Genomic DNA, 17639 nt, shown 5'->3' on the forward strand with positions numbered 1-17639 from the left:
CAGCTTAGTATCAGAATTGGATACTTCTGTATCCATGCGAAACAGCCTCTCTCACCGGCGACGGCGTCTGAACTGGTCTCAGCAGGAACTGGCCCGCCGCTCCGGCCTCTCCCGGGCCGCCATCAGCGCCATCGAGACGGGACGGGTCATTCCTTCCACCGCGGCCGCGCTTTCCCTGGCCCGCGCCTTCGACTGCTCGGTGGAGGAACTCTTCAGCCTGGGCGAAATCGACGGGCAGCAGGTCGATTGGGCCTGGGAGCCCCGGCGGCAACGGGGCCGTTTCTGGCGGGCGAGAGTCGGCGGCAGGACCCTCGCGTTCCCCACCGAGTGGACGCTGGCGGGCAGTCTGCGGCATGACGGCGTCTATGGAGAATCCAAGCTCGAGCTGACCCGGCCCATGAACCCGGAGAAGACGCTGGTGGTGGCCGGGTGCGACCCGTCGGTGGGCTTGCTCTCCTCCCACGTGGGGGCCGATTGCGGGCTCCGGGTCCTTCCCCTGATCCGCTCCAGCCGGGAAGCGATCCGGCTTCTGGGACGGGGCCTGGTGCACGCGGCCGGCCTTCATTTCGACCATGCCGAGAACCTCCGGGCTGCAGGCGAGGTCCTGGGCGGAAACTTCCATCTCGTCCGGGTGGCTCGATGGGAGGCGGGCGTGGCTCTGGACCCGGCTCAAAAGGCCGCGTCCATCCGGGAAGTGCTGGCCTCGAACCTGCGCTGGGTCGGCCGTGAGGAAGGCTCGGCCGCCCGGCAGTGCCTGGATCAGATTCTGGGATCGGGCGAGAAGCCCACCGGCTACCACCGCACGGCCCGCGACCATCATGGCGTCAGCGAGACCATTCGGACCGGCTGGGCCCAGGCCGGGATCTGCGTCCGCCTGCCGGCGCAGGAACGGGGCCTGCGCTTCCTCAAGGTCCGGGAGGAGAGCTACGACCTCTGCTACCGGGCCGACCTGGAGTCCACGCTCCCCATCCGGAGTCTCGTGGAAGTCCTCCGCTCCCGGTCCTATCGAAACGACCTGCAACAACTGCCCGGCTACGAGGCCGCGGGCGCCGGCGACCGGATCCAGGAATGACGGCGCGACGTCTCATGCCGAAACGCTCCCTGCCGAAACGCTTGCGCACGGCCGCCGCGGTCCTGCTCGCGGCCGCGGCGCCGGCCTGCGGCGTCCGCGAAGAAACCCCTTCTTCCATCCTCTTCTTCGCGGCGGCCAGCACCCAGGACGCCGTCCGGGAGATCTCCACCCGGTTCGAGGCTGCGAGCCAGGTGCCGGTGACCCTGAATTTCGCCGCCTCGTCGACCCTGGCTCAACAGATCCTGGCCGGCGCCGGAGGCGATCTGTTCCTCTCCGCCAACGTTCATTGGGTGAAGGAGGTCGTCACCGAGGGCCTGGCTTCCAGGCGGCGGGACCTGTTGGGAAACCGGCTCGTGGTCATCGCCCCGTCGGGGAGCGGCCTCCAGCTCCGGAAGCCGTCCGACCTGTTGGATCCGAAAATCGCCCGGCTGAGCCTGGCCGACCCCGAGGGCGTCCCCGCGGGGATCTACGCCCGGGATGCGCTGCAAAGACTCGACCTGTGGCGGCCCCTCCAATCCAAGGTGGTGCGCGGTTCCGACGTGCGCCAGGCCCTGTTCTTCGTGGAGCGGGGAGAGGCGGAGGCGGGTATCGTCTATGCCACCGATCTGCGGATCTCGGAGGAGGTGCAACCACTCCTGGAACTCGACACCGCCTCGAGCCGGCCCATCGTGTACCCCCTGATCCTCTTGAAATCTCCCGGCGAGGCGGCCAAGCGTTTCTTCGAGTACCTCTCCTCCCCGGAATCCGCTGAGGTCTTCCGTCGATTCGGGTTCTCGATACTTGCAGACCAGGCTGCCGGAATCGCGTCCGCGCCGCGGGCCGGGCCGCAAATTGCACCATCGGCGGGGAAAACGCCAACCGGAGGCCCATGCTGACCGAACCGGAGTGGAACGCCGTCGTCACCAGCCTCAAGGTGGCCACCGCCTCTGTGGCCCTGGGCCTGCCGTTCGCCATCGGCCTGGGCTACTTCCTGGCCCGGTGGAGGTCGGCCGGCAAATGGATCGTGGAGACGGTGGTGAACCTTCCCCTGGTATTGCCGCCGGTGGTCACCGGCTATCTTCTCCTGCTCCTGATGGGGCGAAACGGCCCCCTGGGCCGGCTGCTGGACGAGTTTCTGGGCTGGCGGGTGGTCTTCACCTGGTACGCCGCGGTTGCCGCGGGAGCCATCGTGAGCTTTCCACTGATGGTCAGGACGATCCGCGTCTCGTTCCGGAGCGTGGACACGCGCCTGGAGGAGGCGGCTCGAAGCCTGGGCCGGAGCCGGCTCTCCACCTTCTACCGGGTCAGCCTGCCGCTGGCCCTGCGGGGAATCGTGGCCGGCTCGGTGCTGGGCTTCGCCCGCACCCTGGGCGAATTCGGCGCCACCATCATGGTGGCCGGCAACATCCCGGGACAGACCCAGACCATTCCCACCGCCATCTATTCCCTGGTGCAAAGCCCGGGCGGGTGGGACCGGAGCAAACGCCTGCTGTTGGTGTCCATCCTGCTGGCCTGCGTCACGCTGGCGGCCAGCGAGATCCTGGAACGGAGACGGGAACGCCATGAGCTATCTTGACTTCCGGGCCAGCCACCGGTTCTCCACCGGGTTCCTTCTTGAGGCCGAGTTCGAGACGGACCAGTTGGTGACGGCTCTCTGCGGCCCCTCCGGGAGCGGAAAAACCACAATTCTGGAGATGATCGCGGGTCTGAAGCAACCTCAGCAGGGACGCATCGAAGTCGGCCGCAAAGTGGTCCTGGACCGGCAGCGGCGAATCATGGTGCCTCCCGAGCGGCGCCGCATCGGGTTCGTCTTCCAGGACCGGCGCCTGTTCCCGCACCTCACCGTGGAGAGCAACCTCCGCTTCGGCCGCAGGCAAAATGGAAGGCCGGGGGACGGGATCCGCTTCGACCGGCTGGTGGAGGTCCTGGATCTGGAGCGCCTGCTGAAACGCTACCCCCGTAACCTCTCGGGCGGTGAGCAGCAACGGGTGGCGTTGGGCCGGGCCCTGCTGATCCACCCGGAATTCCTGCTCCTGGACGAACCCACGGCGGCGCTGGACGAACCCCTGCGGGACCGCATCCTGGACTACATTGCGCGGGTCATCGACGAGTGGCGAATCCCCACGCTGATCGTGAGTCACGTCCGCGAGGCGGTCCTCCGCCTAGCCAGCCGAACGATCCTGCTCAACCAAGGCCGGATCGTCACTTCCGGGTCGGCGTCGTTACTGTAAGAGGGGACGAAAACAGCCGGGTTTGCGGAGGAGGCTCGACAATTCCACACGCCCTCCCCGCGACCGCCGATTCGCAAGATCGACCCGTTGGGACGATGGTATACACTAGCCAAAATCAACAGCGCTCGAATCTGCATCCCAAGGAGATCGGCATGAAATCTCTTCCCGAGAGCTACTTCGCCGCACGAGGTTTCCGGGAAACTTCATATGAATCGCTGAACCAGGCTCTGATGCTCGTTCTCGAACAGATGGAGCCGACGGTCTATGGCGACGTCACTCGGGAAATGCGGGCCGTGGAGCAAGACGTCCCTCGTCAAGGCTGTCTGGTCCTGGAACCGCAGCCGGAGCCTGATCCACTGGCTCAGACCACCGTCCAATCTGCCGCGAAACATGCCCTGATGCTCGTTCTCGAACAAATGGAACCGACGGTCTACGGCAACGCCACTCGAGAGCTGACGGTCGAGGAGCAGGACGTCCTTCGTCAAGGGGGTCTGGTCCTGGAGCCGCAGCCGGGGCCTGATCCACTGGCTCAGACCACCGTCAAATATGCCGCCATCGTCACGCGGAGCCTTTCGAGCAAGGCTGCGAGCCGTCGGCTCGGACTGAGCCCGGGCCGGATTCGCCAGATGATCGGAGATCGATCGCTGTACAGCTTTCTGATCGGCCATCGCCGTTACGTTCCGGACTTCCAGTTTCAGGGTAACCGGTTGGTGTCCAACATCGCGGGAGTCAACAAGGCGCTCCCGAGTGATCTGCATCCTGTTGAGGTGTACAACTGGTACCACTTGCCGAATCTGGATCTGTACCTGGATGAGGACATCGATCACACCATCCGACCACTGGAATGGCTGAAGGGAGGATACGACGCCGAGCGAGTGGTGTTTCTCGCCAACCGCATGAGGGGGCGCCATGGCCAAACTTCCGAACAGACCAGATCCGGTCAGACTCCAGCGCCTTCCTCCGAGCTTGGTCTCACTTCGCAGCGGGACTCCGCTACACCGAATCTATCGGCGCGGCGGTGACCATCCGACCCAGTGGCGCCGGTTCCGACACTACGGGCCGACCTCGGCTCGTTTCGATCACCACCACCCCGACGACGCGGAGAGATCTCAAGAACAGACGCGCGGCATCCTCTATCTTGCCGTCGATGTTTCGACTGCGCTGGCGGAAGTCTTCCAAGAACGGCGGACCGTCGACAGATTTCTTCAGCGGCCCTGGCTGGTGTCATTCAAGCTGGCTAACGACCTGTCATTGCTCGATCTGACCGGCACTTTCTGCGTCCGAGCCGGCGGTTCCATGAAACTGGTCAGCGGACCGGCCATCTACTCCCAGAACTGGTCGCGTGCGTTGTACGAACGCTACGGCAGCATACATGGGCTCTACTACCCCTCCTCGCTCACCAATCGGCCTGTGATCGCACTCTATGAACGCGCCCTCGCCGTCAATCCGTTCCCGGAGACACCCGGCTTCCACGGCGAGTTGAGCAGCCCGATGTTGATCGAGCCGATCCGACATGCATGTCGGAAGATTGGTTACGAATTCCTCTGAACGACTCCCGCGGGGGAGGTTTTCTCCTCGGGAGATGCCATGACGGCAAGCTCGATCCTACTGAAACCGGAAGGAATAGAACTTGCCGTTGCGCAGGTGGAAACGCAATTGAACCGGCTGGCCGGCCAGGGCCGACAGATCGGACGATCCGGCCCAGGAGACCGGTTGGGCGGCGACGGTGCGGGTGACCGGATCCATCTCCTCCAGACCGAAACCCTCCAGCGGTTCTCCTTGAGAGTTCAGCACCTCCACCCTCAGGGAAGAGTGGTGGTCCACGCCGGCCGACCCTTTTTGCGAGTCCTCGAAGCTCACCAGCAGGCGGCTTCCTTCGAATATCAGCGGGCGGGTGGTCACCGTCCCCGGATTGGGACCGGCGTCCAGCGAGACGAAGCCGTCCAGGGGAAGGGTGGCCAGTCCCACAGCCGCCTCGGCGTTCTCTCCCTCCGCCAACAAATCCTCCACGCCGTGGCGCCAGTTGACGCCCAGGTAGAAGAACCAGATCGTGCCGTCGTGCACGATGGGCTGCCGGACATAGACGCAGCCGTCGTCCCACGTGCCGTTGGCTCCAAGCGGAATGAAGGGGCCCCGGTCCGGGAGGCGCAGAAATTCGCGGCCGGCGCGGCTGTAGGCGAAATGGCTCTCCATGGTCAGGCTGTTGGTTCGGAACACCCAGGGAAACCCCAGGTAGATTCCTTCGTAGAGCAGAGCCGGCATGCCGTAGAACTGGAGGTCCGCCGGATCCATCGAATCGGGAATCAACGCCGGTTCGATGGGCGACCAGTGAACGAAGTCGTCGCTGGACGAGAAACCGATGGTCCGGATCCGGCGGTTTCCCGCGGCAGGCGCCAACTGGTCGAGCGTGTGGGAGGGCAGGCTGGCGGCTCGAACCTCGGTTGGAATGGATTCGTAGGCTGCGACGGCCTCCTGGTAGTCCTTCCATCCGGGCCGCAGATAGGCCACGTACTTCGTCCGGGAAGGGTCCCAACCCAGGACGGTGTGAGTGTCGCCCGTCCCCATCATGACCGGGTTTCCCGGATACTCGTTCCAGGCGAGCCCGTCAGGCGAAAAGTAGAGGCAGATGCCGATCTTTCCGTTTGCCGCCCGGGCGTAACCCAGGGCCTTGTAGCGCCGGTCCGGATCCTGTTCCCTGTGGTCCCGGAACGCGTTGGGTGCGCGGCCCGAGTTGTAGAGCCCGCCTTCGGAGCGGACCGACCGGTCCGAAATGATGTTGTTGCGGGTCGAGCCCTCGAACTCCACCAGACCCAGCTCGGGTCTCTCCCAGCGAACCCCGTCCCGGGAGACGGCGTAACAGGACAGGTCCAGTTGCTCCTGGTAATTGCTGGCGCGAAGCAGGCTCTCGTATTCCTCCAGTGGTCCGGGAGGCCGCTCGGCCGTGATCAGACTGGGGACGTACCACATCTTGAAGAGGGCGTCCTGGGGATCGTAGATCACGGAGCTCACGGCGGCGAAGTTTCCTTCCCACTTGCGCTCCGGCCTCAACACCGGTCCTCCGGGATGCTTGACCGGCCGGTTCAGGACCCGGGAGACGGACGACATGGTCTCCACGATGTGGTCGTCGATGAAGAGCTGCTTGACGGAGCCGATCCGGACCGGCTCCCGGTCCCGGGACGGATGCGAAGAGCATCCGGCCAATCCGGCCACGATGAGGACGGCAGCAGCCGCCAGACACCCATTCTCCAGCGAGCTTCTCCCGTTGCAGGTCATGCGGCGCAGTCTACCGCACCCACGTGTCCGGAAGTAGATGCCAGGATGGGGCCGGCGGTTTCCCAGCCGCCGATTCTTATTACCAAAGCAAACGAGGGAAACCGGGCGATTGGAAATCATCCCTCCCACGCCGTGCCGTTCCCATCGGTGGAAACGGACACGGCGCACTTGCCACGGACCGGCCGGCATGTTGCCATGGAACCGAGGTGATTCCATGAGCATCAACAACACATTCCGCCGGTTTCCGATTCTCTTCCTTTTCCTCCTCCCCTCCTGCGGTGGGGATCCGGTCCGGGAGGCGCGGCACTGGCTCGAGTTGGAAAGCGGCGAACTGACGCTCGGCATCGACCGGGACCTGTCGCTCTCGGTCTACTACGGCTCGGAACCCACTCCCACGTGGAGATCGGAGACGCCCGGCGTCGAGGTCCGGGCTTCCGGTTCCCCGGAGCAGAACAGTCCGCGCACTCTGAGCTGCAAGGATGCAGCCCGGCAACGAGCGGAAGAGTACCGGGAGGGCGAACTGGAAGGCTACCGGGTCCGGTTGAGCGGATGGGAAGACACCGACGCCGTCCTGGGGTGCGACGTGGCTCTGGACCGGCAAGGCCAGCTCCACGTCCAGGTGTCGCAGGCCGGGGGCAACGACGTGATCCGGGAGGTCTTGGACCTGTACACGTTGGCCCTGGAGCCGGACCCGTCGTCCTACCTGGTGGTCCCCTGGGGTTCCGGATACATGATCCGGTCCGACTCTCCCGGCCCGGTGTCTCTCGCCGGCCTTCTTGGAGCCGAGTACAGCCTGCCCCTAGTCGGACTGGTGGCAGGCGGGCGGGCGGCCTACACGATCGTCGACACCTGGTGGAACGCGGCCGTCCGCGTGGATCACGATCCGGGCCGGCACTCCCGGATCGCCCTGGACTGGAAGGCCTCGTTGGACAGTCTGAGCTACCCCCGGCGGGCTTTTTGGGTCTTCGACCGGGAACAGGACCACGTGGACATGGCCAAAGCCTACCGGCGGCACGTGGAGGCCACCCGTTCCCTGCCCACCCTGAGTGATCGCATGGCCTCCGAACCGGGCTTGAAGCGGTTCCTCTCGGGGATTGAATACCGGCTCATCACCTGGAACCCGGAGCACCACCCGCAGGTGCTGGAGAACATCCGCCGCTTCCAGGCCGCGGGTCTCCCGGTCACCTTCTTTCACCCCAAGTGGCCGGCGGGGGAGAGGACGCCGGCCGGCTGGCAGGAGTACCTGAGAGAAGAGCCGACGGTGGCCGGGGGATGGCCGGCGGCCCGACGGCTGGAGGAGCAGGCCCACGCCCTGGGGTGTTCCGTCAAATTCTTCGTCATGCCCCACGTCTTCCACGAGGACGCACCCTACTACGACCCGTCCAAGCTCAGCGGCGTCGATTTCCCCCGGTTCAGCGACGCTTACGCGTTGGAAGCCCTCAAGGCCCTGCTGGATCACGTCCAGGCCAAGGGATTGAGAATGGATGCCCTCTACTTCGACGGCCACGCCGCCCATCGGGGGCACTCGGAACACCAATCGGCGGAGGGCCCCATTACTCGCCGGATGACCTATGAGACGCAGGTGGAGACGTTCCGGGAGGCCCGGCGGCGGGGAATCGTCCCCGGCGCCGAGTTGGCCCGTTTCTGGTGCATGGGGGAGAGCGACTACTTCTTCTTTACCGACTGGTCCCGGGACCGGCTCCGGGAAGGCGAACCGATCCCTCTGTTCCAGTTGGCATTCAACGACTGCTACGCGGCGCACTTCTCGGGCGGCGGCTACTATTTCGCCCCCAAGTATGACTGGTACGCCGACCGCCACCCCCGGCTCTACGAACTCATGTACGGGGCCATGCCCTCCCACAACTGGCTTCCGGGAGGAGAAGCGCTGATTGAAAAGCACCATTGGGAGACCGGCGCCATGAAGCGGCGCCTGGAATGGCTCCGCCTCTGGCATGCCTACTTTCAGTCGGTGGGATACGCCGAGATGACCAGCCACCAGTTCCTGAACGGCGACCGCACCCGGCAGCGGGTCGAGTACGCCAACGGTGTCTCGGCCGAGTTCGATCTGGCTCAGGGCCGGTTTCGAGTTCAGGGAGTCGAGGTGATCGAGGAAGACTGGCAGGAGCCTCCGGCGGTCGTTCCGATAGCGGGAGAAGAAAAGAGAGAAGAGTGAAGAGTGGGGACAGGAATGTCCCCACTCCTGCCCCTACCGATCCCTGATCTCTCGTCTCTCCTCCTCGGGGGGTCTCCAGCGGCGGGTGGCCAGCGGCTCGTAGATCTCATATCCCGGCCCGTAGCCGGCGCTCTCGGTTCCGATCACGTACTGGTAATCCAGTATGAACCGCATGAGATCGGCCATCTCCTGGGGGGTGACGTTCTCTTCGAGACCCTCCGGCATGAGCGACTTGCCGGTGGCCCGCATCTCCAGGATGTCCTTGCGCAACACGGTGTTCCGGACGTCTTCCCCCTCCATCAAGGTGATGCTCTCCGAGTTCTGGTCGGTGATGATGCCCGTGAAGAGGCGCCGCTGCCGGTCGGTCACCACGTACTGGAGATACTGGGGCTCCACGAACCGGTTGGGATCGAGAATATTGGTTAGAAGCGGCTCAGGGTCCTTGTAGGAGCCCATGATCAGGTTGGGCCCCACCAGGTGCTCCGTGGAAGAGAGACGGTGGCACTGGACGCACTCGCGCCGGTAGACCGCTTCTCCGTGAGTCCGGTCCCCCTCGAGGGTCAACGCGACCTGGTAGTCGGCCAGGGCCTGCTGCCGCGTGCCGTCCGTCCGAGAGGCGAAAAGGGTCTTGGCCTGATCCCGGATCGCCTCGTCGTCATGGTTCATGAGGAGTTCCCGGCGGCTGGAGTTGAGCTGGCCGGCAGCAACCCGTTCCTCCTGAACGGCCTGAAGCAGTGCACGCGTCCAGGGCCTCCGGGAGAGGAGGCCGGTCAGGACCCGGTTCCGAACGTCGGGCGTCTGAGCCGTCCAATCCTGGAGCAGGATGCCGGCGATTTCGGGGGCGTCGTGACGCTCCAGGGCCTCGATCCCGGCGAGCTGCACCGCCTGGGTCTGGCTGGACTCCACAAGTTTGGCGAGAGAGTCCCGCACCTGCGGGAAGGCGCCGTGGGCCAGGAGTCGAATGGCCTCCAGACGCTCCTCCTCGGGGACCGACTCGTCTCCAGCCATTTCCGCAACCCTGCTCATGAGGTCCCGTATCATCCGGGCGGCCGGGCGCGAAAGACTTCGGACCCGGGCGAGAGACTGGTTGGAGATGGCCAGGCCCTCCGCCAGGCCGGTGACCACCACCTGCTGCATCCGCACGGTATCGGACATGGCGGCGTGGGTGGCCGCCGCCCCGGCGAGCCGCCGGATCTCCGAGGCGTTGTTGCGGGCCCCCACGGTGCGGGCCAGCGGCTCCAACCAGGCTCCGGCCTCCGGCTTGGCAGTAAAACCCTCCGTCTCCAACAGCCGGACGAAGAGGCGGTCGGCGATTTCACTGCTGGAACTCAAAACGGCATTTCGAGTCCAGCGGTCGCCCGAGTCCCGCTCGGCGATCCGAACCAGTCCGGAAATGGGCCGGCGGTTCCCGACCTCACCCAAGGCCAAGGCAACCCGAAAACGCACCTTGGGATGGTCGTCCTTGGCCAGCGCCAGCACCTTTCGGAACAGAGACCGGGAGCGACCGAAACGGGACTCGGACAGTTGCACGGCGTGTACGCGGACTCCCGGTGACGGGTCGGCCAGGGCCTGGACCAGATGCGCGTCCTTCAACGCTCCCAGTCCGTTCAGGGACCAGAGGGCGTGCATTCGGGCCAGCGGCTTCTCGCTTTCGTTCAGAAGCCGGACCAGATGGGGAACCGCCGACCGGTCCTGGCGTTCGTAGATGAGCCGGTGGGCCGTTTCCCGCCACCAGCCTCCCGGGTGCTCCAGGTGGCCGACCAGTTCCCGCGTGGCGGCCTCCCCCAGACGCGGCCGCGGCGGGACCTGGAACCCGTCGGGCTCCAGCCGGTAGATGCGGCCATGTTCCTGACCCCGGGTGAAATCCAGATGCTTGACCACGCGGGCCGGGACGTGGGCCGCCTCGATCAACTCCCGGTACATGTCCAGAATGTAGAGCGTTCCGTCGGGCGCATTGACCGAGTTCACGGGGCGAAACCAGTTGTCGGTGGAACGGACCATCTCCACGTTCTCCGGCTCGCCCCTCACCGATCTGAAGCTCACCCCGTCCTCCTCCAGGACTCTCCGGTGCAGCAGGTTGGCGGTGTTGGCGCCGATGAAGAGGCTTCCCCGGTAATCTTCGGGATAGGCGTGACCCCGGTAGATCTGCACCCCGGCGCCGGCGGTCTGGTAGTCGTGTCCCACGCCGGCGCTGCGATTGCTCCGCCCCGCGAAGACACGGCGGGCTTCCCGGATGGTCCGCCAGAGCTCGACGGGACTGATCTTGTAGACCCGGGTCGATCCGCGCACCAGTGGATTCACCTCCAGGGAGCCGTGTCCCTCCCAGTGGAAGCCGTGCAGGTCGAAGAAGAGATAGGGGTTGCGCTGCAGGTAGCCGCCGGGCATGACCACGTGCCGGCCCGACGAACCCGCGGTGCAGACGTAGCGGTTGTACCAGTCGTCGAAGCTGTGTCCGAACTGGAATGTCTGGGTGGTCAGCTCCAGTTCACGGGTCACGGGGTGGAACCGGAAATCCCGGTCGTAGACGGAGATGGGCTCGGCCTCCGGCTGGTCCCCCGGCCGGATGTAGCCGCCGTCGCCGCCCGTCGAGGCGTAGATCTTGTGGTCCACGCCCCAGATCAGGTTGTTCACCATCTGTTGTTCGTTGGTGACGCCGAATCCGGTGAAGACGACCTCCCGGACGTCGGCCTTCCCGTCTCCGTCGGTGTCCTTCATGTAGTAGACGTGGGGAGGAGCGGAGACGTAGACCCCCTGTTTCCAGACGGCGACGCCGGTGGGCCAGATCAACCCGTCGGCAAAGACGTGGCTGACCTCGAAGCGTCCGTCCCCGTCCTGGTCCTCCAGCAGCCGGACCTGTCCCCGGGGCGCCTCGCCATCACCCGGCTGGTAGGGATAGTGTCTCAACTCGGCGACGTACATGCGCCCGTTCTCGTCGAACGTGGCCGCCACCGGCTCGTTCACCATGGGCTCGTGCGCCACCAGCTCCAACCGGAACCCGTCTGCCGTCTCGAAGGTCTCGAGGGCTTCGGCCGGCGTCTTGGGAGGAACCTTCTTCAGGTACTCGCTGAGGGCGGCATCGTCCCGGGAGATGTCCACGATCCGCTTGAAACGTTCCTCGGGCGTCTCATCCGGTTCGGGACCGCAGGACACCGGCAACGCCAGGCACAAGACAGGCAAGACCCGGCGGAACAGGGACCCATTCTTTCTCTTCATGTGCGCCATCATCCTTGATGGGGGTCCGAATTGAAACCCCGGCAGGGCGGTTCAATCAGGCTGCCCGCAGGAGGCCACCGCGCTGGCGACTCTCCAGGTCCCGTTCCTGTCGCAGGCGGCGTAGTACATCCGGTAACGGTTCCCGCCGAGCCGGATCACCGACATGTCCTCGGCATGGACCGCATCCGGTCCCGGACCGCCGTAGCCGGCTCCCTCGACGATGCAGGTCCGCCGCTCCCAGAGGAGGCCGTCCTCGGAGGTGGCGGTGTAGATGCGCGACCGGTAACCGGCCATGTCGGCTGCGATGGAGGCCGCGGCGAAGTCGCGGCTGCTGCCGCTCGACACGGCGTCCACGTCCTCGCTGGGATGCGGAGGAGCGACGGCGCGGGGCGGGAGGTCCTGCCACGCCGAGTAGACCATGACCCTTTCCCCTCCGGCCCGCCGCGGCGGGATCTCGTCGGCCGCCGTGATCCCTATTTCGTCCGTCTCCCCGCGCAGATCCCGCAGCCGAACTCCGGATTCCCACTCGAAGTCGAGGCCGTCGCGACTCACTGCGCTCACCACGTGGTGAGCCACCCGTTCGCTGCGGCCCGGTCCGCCGGGACCGTATTCCGAGGCGCAGCAGTAGAGACGCGCTCCTCCCTGGGGAAGGGGAACATAACGGGGCGCCCCGACGCCTCCTTGGGAATGGAGCCGGACGCCCTCGTACTCCCACTCCAACTGATCCCGGGAGACGGCGCTGCAAATCACGGTCGGTTCATGAGCAGGTCCCCTGGCTTCGAAATACATCCGCCAATGGCCCTCGTCCGTCCGGGTCACCGAAGGGGCCAGCACCCGCAGCGACAGGTGGGGAATGCCGGGCCGGGGCGCCACCCGAATTCCCGGCTCAGGGCGGAATCGGAGACCGTCGCGGGAGAATGCGCTGAGGATGTAGCCCTGGCACTCCGGGAAGGGCTTGGCCGGTCCCACGGCGGTGTAAAAGAGGCGGAACCCGCCCGACGGAACCACCACCACGCCGGGCGCCTGCACCTTGGACCGGTCCAGATCCCTTGACCCTTCGACCCGCGCCCCCGGTTCCCTGTGCCAACGAGTCAACAGACGCATGTTCAGATAGACGATTGTAGGTAGAATTCGCCGATGAATCGACGCGAATTCATGGCAACAGGAGTTTCGGCTACGGGAGGTCCGGCAATCTCGCCCCCTGCGGCGGAGAGGAGACGATGACGAGTCAACCGGAAGCAACGGAGATCATGGGGCCTGTCCGGCGGAATCCCCCTCGGTACCTGTCCGATCTGGATCGCTGCCTTCCGGCCTCGGCGCTGAGCCGGGAGGGCCGGCTCTTCGGCTGGCGGATGATCGACTACGAGACGGAGCACTTCAAAGGCATCATGCTGCGGGCCGGACCCGAGACGGCGGCCGCCGCCGTGGAATATCCCCTGGAGCCGGAAGGGTGGCACGATGTCTACCTGGGATTGTTCAATACCGCTTGGAGGCCGTACCTGGATCAGCGCCTCTGGGTGAAATTGACGGAAGACCCCGCCTTCAGTTGCCTCTTTCTCCAGGCTCCCGACGTCGAAAAGGGTCAGGTGATCCAGGACCTGTTCTGGAGGACCGCCGACCTGACGGGACAGCGCCTGAGCTTCAAGCAGGTGGCCACCGAGCTGATCCCCGACGGCCATCCCTGCCGCAGCACCTGCGACACGGTCTGGGTTGCCTACATCAAATTGGTCCCCCTCGATGCCGATGAGGTCACGGCGCTTCAATCAGACCGGAAACAGACCGGCACCCGAAGGCTCTTCGCCACCCAGGACTGGGGTTCGGGTTTCGCCTGGGATGCCGGCGAGGGGGCGATCCGGGACCAGTTGGAGGCCTACCGGCACACCGACTTCAAGCGGATCTACTGGGAGGGGGCCGCCGGCGACCTCTGCTCCTACTTCAGCCGGGTCGCCAGGACCTGGACTCCGGAATACGCGCGGATGGAGGACTATCCGGTTCCCGCCTACCGGCGGATCGTGGAGAACTTCGCCGAATACGAGAAGCGGGGGATCGATCCCTTCCGCGTCGCCATCGACTACAGCCACGAGCTGGGACTCGAGTTCCACGCCAGCTACCGGTTCTGCGAGGGCATGGGGCCGTTTCACTTCTCCCCGCCCTTCGACCAGATCAACCGGGGAGGATTCTACGACCGGCATCCCGAACTGAGAGCGGTGCGCCGGGATGGCAGCCGGGCCCCCAGGATCTCGTTGAGCTACCCGGAGACCCGGGAGTTTTTGATCTCGCTCTTCCTGGAGATGGCCGGGTATCCCGTCGACGGGATCTCGATTCTCTACAATCGCCGGCCTCCGTATGTCGAGTACGAGCCGCCGGTGGTGGATGGATTCCGGGAGAAGCACGGCCAGGACCCCCGGGAGATCGACGAGAGAGATCCGCGTTGGCTTCGTTTCAGGGCGAGCGTTCTCACCGGTTTCATGCGGGAGCTCCGGGAGAGGATGCACCGGCAGGCCCGCCGCCAGGGACGTGCCCGGCCGCCGGCCCTGTCGGCGTGGGTCTTCGGCGGCGAAGAGGAGAACCTCTTCTATGCCATGGACGTGCCCGGCTGGATCCGCGAGGGCCTCATCGACGGCGTCGTCCCCTATACCTCGGCCGAGGGTCTCTTCAGTTGGGAGTTGGCCTGGGAGAGGGCCGGGGACGTCGAGTATTGGCTGTCGCTGACTCGGGGAACGGAATGCGAGCTGGCACTCAACGTCATGCCCAGGGTCTTGATGCCCGAACAGTACCGGAGGAAAGCCCACCAGCTCCTGAAGGCCGGCGTTCCCTACCTGGCGTTCTGGGACAGCTCCAAGACCTGGGCCGTCGACAAGATCGACGCGGGGTCCTACCAGCACCTCCGTCGGCTCGGCCACACCGAGGAGTTGGACGACTGGATTCAGGCCGGCGAACCGGACCTGGTCCATGCCTCGACGCCTCTGACCAAGGTGGGGGAGTGGGAGATGACGTTTATCGCCGAATAGGAGGGGGGACTGTTCGTCCCCCCCTGTTTCCTGCTGCCACGCAACTTGCTGGATGGATAGTGGAGAGAGGGACTCTGTTCCGCTACCCCCCGCTCCCGGCGACTAAAAGTCGCCGCTCCTTTCCGGCCGGATCAGGCCTTGCTGTTCCCAGGCGGCCAGCCTCTGTTGGAGTTCCCGGGAAGCCTTGTCGCCTGATTTGAGGGCGATGAAGTTCCGGAACTCCCGGGCGGCGCCGGCGAAGTCCCTTTTCTGGGCCAGGATGGCTCCGTGGACGTAGTGGCTTCCGGCGAGGTATCTCTTGGAACCGTTCTCCCGGACCGCCTTGATCGACTTCAAGGCCCGGTCCAGCCGGCCCAGTTGCAGGTTGGCGACGGCGCTGAAGTACTGGGCCCGCATGATATGCGGATTCAGGCCGACGACGTGGTCGCAGTTGCGCGCCGCTTCCTCCCAGGACTCATCCCGGACCGCCATCATGGCCAGAAACATGTAGGGCCGCAGGTACTTGGGATCGGCGTCCGCCGCCCTTCGGAAATGCTTCCGGGCCGTCTCCCGGTCCCGGAGAGCATGGTGGCATCGGCCCAGGAGGTACCAGGCGGCGGCGAACTCGGGGTAGAGTTCGATGGCCTCTTTCAGGTGCCGGATGGCCTTCCGGACGTCCCCCTGCTGCTTCTTCAGCTCCAGGTCGGCCTCCCGGTAGTGCCTCTGCGCCTTCTTGGGAGCAGCGAGGGTGTTGAAGCTGACCGTCGAACCGCCCACGTGTTCCAGGCGCCTCAGTACGATCACTCCCACGTCCGAGCTGTCCATGTAGCTGCGGACACCCAGGGAGATGGTGTTGGACCGGAAACCTTCCAGCGCCGTCCGGATCACGCAACCGCTGAGATCGAATCTCTGGGCATCCTGGCGTTCCCCGGGAACGCGGGAAAAGGGATCGAAGGTGTCGGAGCCCGTTCCGGCGCGGTTGTTGGACCCCCCGCTGCCGCCCAACTCGAAGCTGAACCGGCCTTCGTCTCCGTAGGTGTGAGTCTCCTGCCGGACCGAGCCGCGGCAGACCAGCTCGACTTTGAGGGACTCGGGGAGGGGATTTCCGTCCTCCAGGATCACCTGTCCGGCCAGCAGCAGCCGCTTCGGGACCTCGATACGGTTGTCATCGAAGCTTCTACCGGTGAGGTCGGCGTCCTGCGGCCGGTCGTCAGTCGTCCCGAACAGAGGACCCGGCCTGACGTTCTGGGCCGGAGACACGGGCACGAGGAGCAGCGGCCCGGCCAGCAACGCCGCCAGCCGGAACCGGGTCAGCTTGTATCTACACATGAAAGGGCCGCCTGCCTGCGTGTCTATTGAACCGTTTGTCCGGCTTGGGTCGGAGACGGTTGATCGGCCTGGATCAGGCCCTGCCGCTCCCAGGCCACGAGATTCTCCTTGATCCGGGCCGCACCCCGGCCTTCCGGAGCGATCTTCAGAAAATGCCGGAACTGTTTCGCGGCCGACTCGAAGTCCCCCCTGCGGGCCAGGACGGCTCCCCGGATGTAGTGGCTTCCGGACAGGAACCGGGAATCCTGGCTCTCCTGCACCTTGATGGCCGACGCTTCCGCCGCCTCCATCCGGCCCAGGTTCAGACTGGCCACGGCGTGGTAGTACCGGCACCGCACCATGAAGGGGTTCAACTCCACCACCTTCCCGCACAGTTCGGAGATCCGCGGCCAGTCGCCGGCGCGGATTTCCATGTCCACCAGCGAGAGATAGGGACGAACGTAATTCTCATCCGCCTCGATGGAGGCTTCGAAGGCTTGCCGCGCCCCCTCCTGGTCCTGGTGGTCCATCCGGACCAGACCCAGGAGGTGCCAGGCGGTGGCGTACTTGGGGTAGGCTTGGACCGCCTTCTCCAACTCCTTCCGAACCTTGTCCAGATTCGTCTTTTCTTTTCTCAGTTCCTTTTCGGCCTTGGCGTACGCCTTCCTGGCCTTTCTGGGCGCCGCCAGGGCGGTGAAGCTCACAGTGGAGCCGACCACGCCCTCCCGCCGTTTGATGGCGATGGCGCCGATGTCGGGACGGTCCAGAGCTCTTCGCAGCCCAAGCTGGATCCGGTCCGAGACGAAGCCGGGAAGATTGGCCCTCACCTCGCATCCGGACAGGTCCATCTGATCTCCACCGGCGGTGTACTCGCCTCCCGGGACCCGGGCAAAGGGGTTCACGTTGTCGGCGTCGTTGCGGGCGACGCTGGCATCGAGGAACGCGGAGCTTGGATTCGGACTCAGGTCGAAGCTGAACTGCCCTCCCTTGAAGGTATGGACCTGCTGCCGCACCGATGCGTGGCAGACCAGTTCCACCACGATGGTCTCGGGGACCGGGCCCCCATCCTCGGTCACCACCTTGCCGGCGAGGAACATGGGCCTGGGCATTCTCCGGTCTCGCATCTCTCCGGCCCGCTCGCTCCAGACCTGCTCGGCCGGCCCGTCGACGTTTCTTCCCCCAGGTTGCCGGCTTGGCCCTTCACGGTCTCCCCGGCCTATGGAATTCTGCTGTCCGGGAAGAAATGAAGTGGCCAGGGCCAGCAGCAAGGAACTTGCAAGGAAAGCTTTTCGACCCATGAGGCCTCCTGGCGCGGGTGAATGCCTGACTCGGTCTGGGCTTCAAAGAGTTATATCACTTGGCACAAAACCGGTCCATGAAGGCCGGTGGAGGGGTGAGCA

13 protein-coding genes are annotated in these 17639 nt (G+C 65.3%); 8 read left to right on the forward strand and 5 right to left on the reverse strand.

The window, feature by feature from the left end; genetic code table 11:
• Positions 1-34: 34 nt before the first annotated feature.
• The 6 genes from OXT71_00235 (at position 35) to OXT71_00260 (ending at position 4830) form a co-directional block, all read left to right on the forward strand.
• Positions 35-1072 carry a helix-turn-helix domain-containing protein gene (locus tag OXT71_00235; GenBank protein ID MDE2924816.1) on the forward strand — a complete coding sequence of 346 codons (1038 nt, stop codon included), beginning with the start codon at positions 35-37 and terminating at the stop codon, positions 1070-1072.
• Positions 1069-1947, forward strand: coding sequence for a molybdate ABC transporter substrate-binding protein (gene modA, locus OXT71_00240; protein MDE2924817.1), 879 nt, complete (start codon positions 1069-1071; stop codon positions 1945-1947). Before OXT71_00235 ends, modA begins: the two co-directional genes overlap by 4 nt.
• The gene (gene modB, locus OXT71_00245) at positions 1941-2627 is read left to right on the forward strand and encodes a molybdate ABC transporter permease subunit (protein MDE2924818.1); all 687 of its coding nucleotides are present in this window, start codon (positions 1941-1943) and stop codon (positions 2625-2627) included. The genes modA and modB overlap by 7 nt, the downstream gene beginning before the upstream one ends.
• Positions 2614-3282, forward strand: coding sequence for an ATP-binding cassette domain-containing protein (locus OXT71_00250; protein MDE2924819.1), 669 nt, complete (start codon positions 2614-2616; stop codon positions 3280-3282). Before modB ends, OXT71_00250 begins: the two co-directional genes overlap by 14 nt.
• 152 nt (positions 3283-3434) lie before the next feature.
• A complete protein-coding gene (locus tag OXT71_00255) occupies positions 3435-4304 on the forward strand; it encodes a hypothetical protein (protein MDE2924820.1) in 870 nt (289 codons plus the stop codon).
• Positions 4192-4830: an RES family NAD+ phosphorylase gene (locus OXT71_00260; GenBank protein MDE2924821.1), complete on the forward strand. Its 639-nt coding sequence runs from the start codon at positions 4192-4194 to the stop codon at positions 4828-4830. Before OXT71_00255 ends, OXT71_00260 begins: the two co-directional genes overlap by 113 nt.
• A 57-nt stretch (positions 4831-4887) precedes the next feature.
• Here OXT71_00260 and OXT71_00265 read toward each other — a convergent pair whose 3' ends face one another.
• Entirely contained in the window at positions 4888-6555 is a 1668-nt protein-coding gene (locus OXT71_00265) for a hypothetical protein (protein MDE2924822.1), read from the reverse strand.
• Between the two features lie 214 nt (positions 6556-6769).
• Between OXT71_00265 and OXT71_00270 the strand changes: the two genes are divergently transcribed.
• Positions 6770-8728, forward strand: a complete 1959-nt coding sequence (locus tag OXT71_00270; protein ID MDE2924823.1) for a hypothetical protein — start codon at positions 6770-6772, stop codon at positions 8726-8728.
• 33 nt (positions 8729-8761) lie between these two features.
• On the opposite strand, the gene OXT71_00275 is transcribed toward OXT71_00270, so the two are convergent.
• Both OXT71_00275 and OXT71_00280 read right to left on the reverse strand, forming a co-directional pair.
• The gene (locus OXT71_00275) at positions 8762-11941 is read right to left on the reverse strand and encodes a HEAT repeat domain-containing protein (GenBank protein ID MDE2924824.1); all 3180 of its coding nucleotides are present in this window, start codon (positions 11939-11941) and stop codon (positions 8762-8764) included.
• Between the two features lie 51 nt (positions 11942-11992).
• Entirely contained in the window at positions 11993-13045 is a 1053-nt protein-coding gene (locus OXT71_00280) for a hypothetical protein (protein ID MDE2924825.1), read from the reverse strand.
• A 116-nt stretch (positions 13046-13161) separates the two neighbouring features.
• On the opposite strand from OXT71_00280, the gene OXT71_00285 reads away from it, so the two are divergent.
• Positions 13162-14952: a hypothetical protein gene (locus tag OXT71_00285; protein MDE2924826.1), complete on the forward strand. Its 1791-nt coding sequence runs from the start codon at positions 13162-13164 to the stop codon at positions 14950-14952.
• A gap of 102 nt (positions 14953-15054) precedes the next feature.
• Here the strand turns inward: OXT71_00285 and OXT71_00290 are convergent, their stop codons facing one another.
• Together OXT71_00290 and OXT71_00295 are read right to left on the reverse strand one after the other, a co-directional pair.
• Positions 15055-16260: a tetratricopeptide repeat protein gene (locus OXT71_00290; protein ID MDE2924827.1), complete on the reverse strand. Its 1206-nt coding sequence runs from the start codon at positions 16258-16260 to the stop codon at positions 15055-15057.
• 23 nt (positions 16261-16283) lie between these two features.
• Complete coding sequence (locus OXT71_00295; protein ID MDE2924828.1) at positions 16284-17537, reverse strand: tetratricopeptide repeat protein; 1254 nt, start codon at positions 17535-17537, stop codon at positions 16284-16286.
• Between the last annotated feature and the right edge of the window lie 102 nt (positions 17538-17639).

The sequence above is a fragment of the Acidobacteriota bacterium genome (genome assembly GCA_028874215.1).
GTDB lineage: Bacteria > Acidobacteriota > UBA6911 > RPQK01 > JAJDTT01 > JAJDTT01.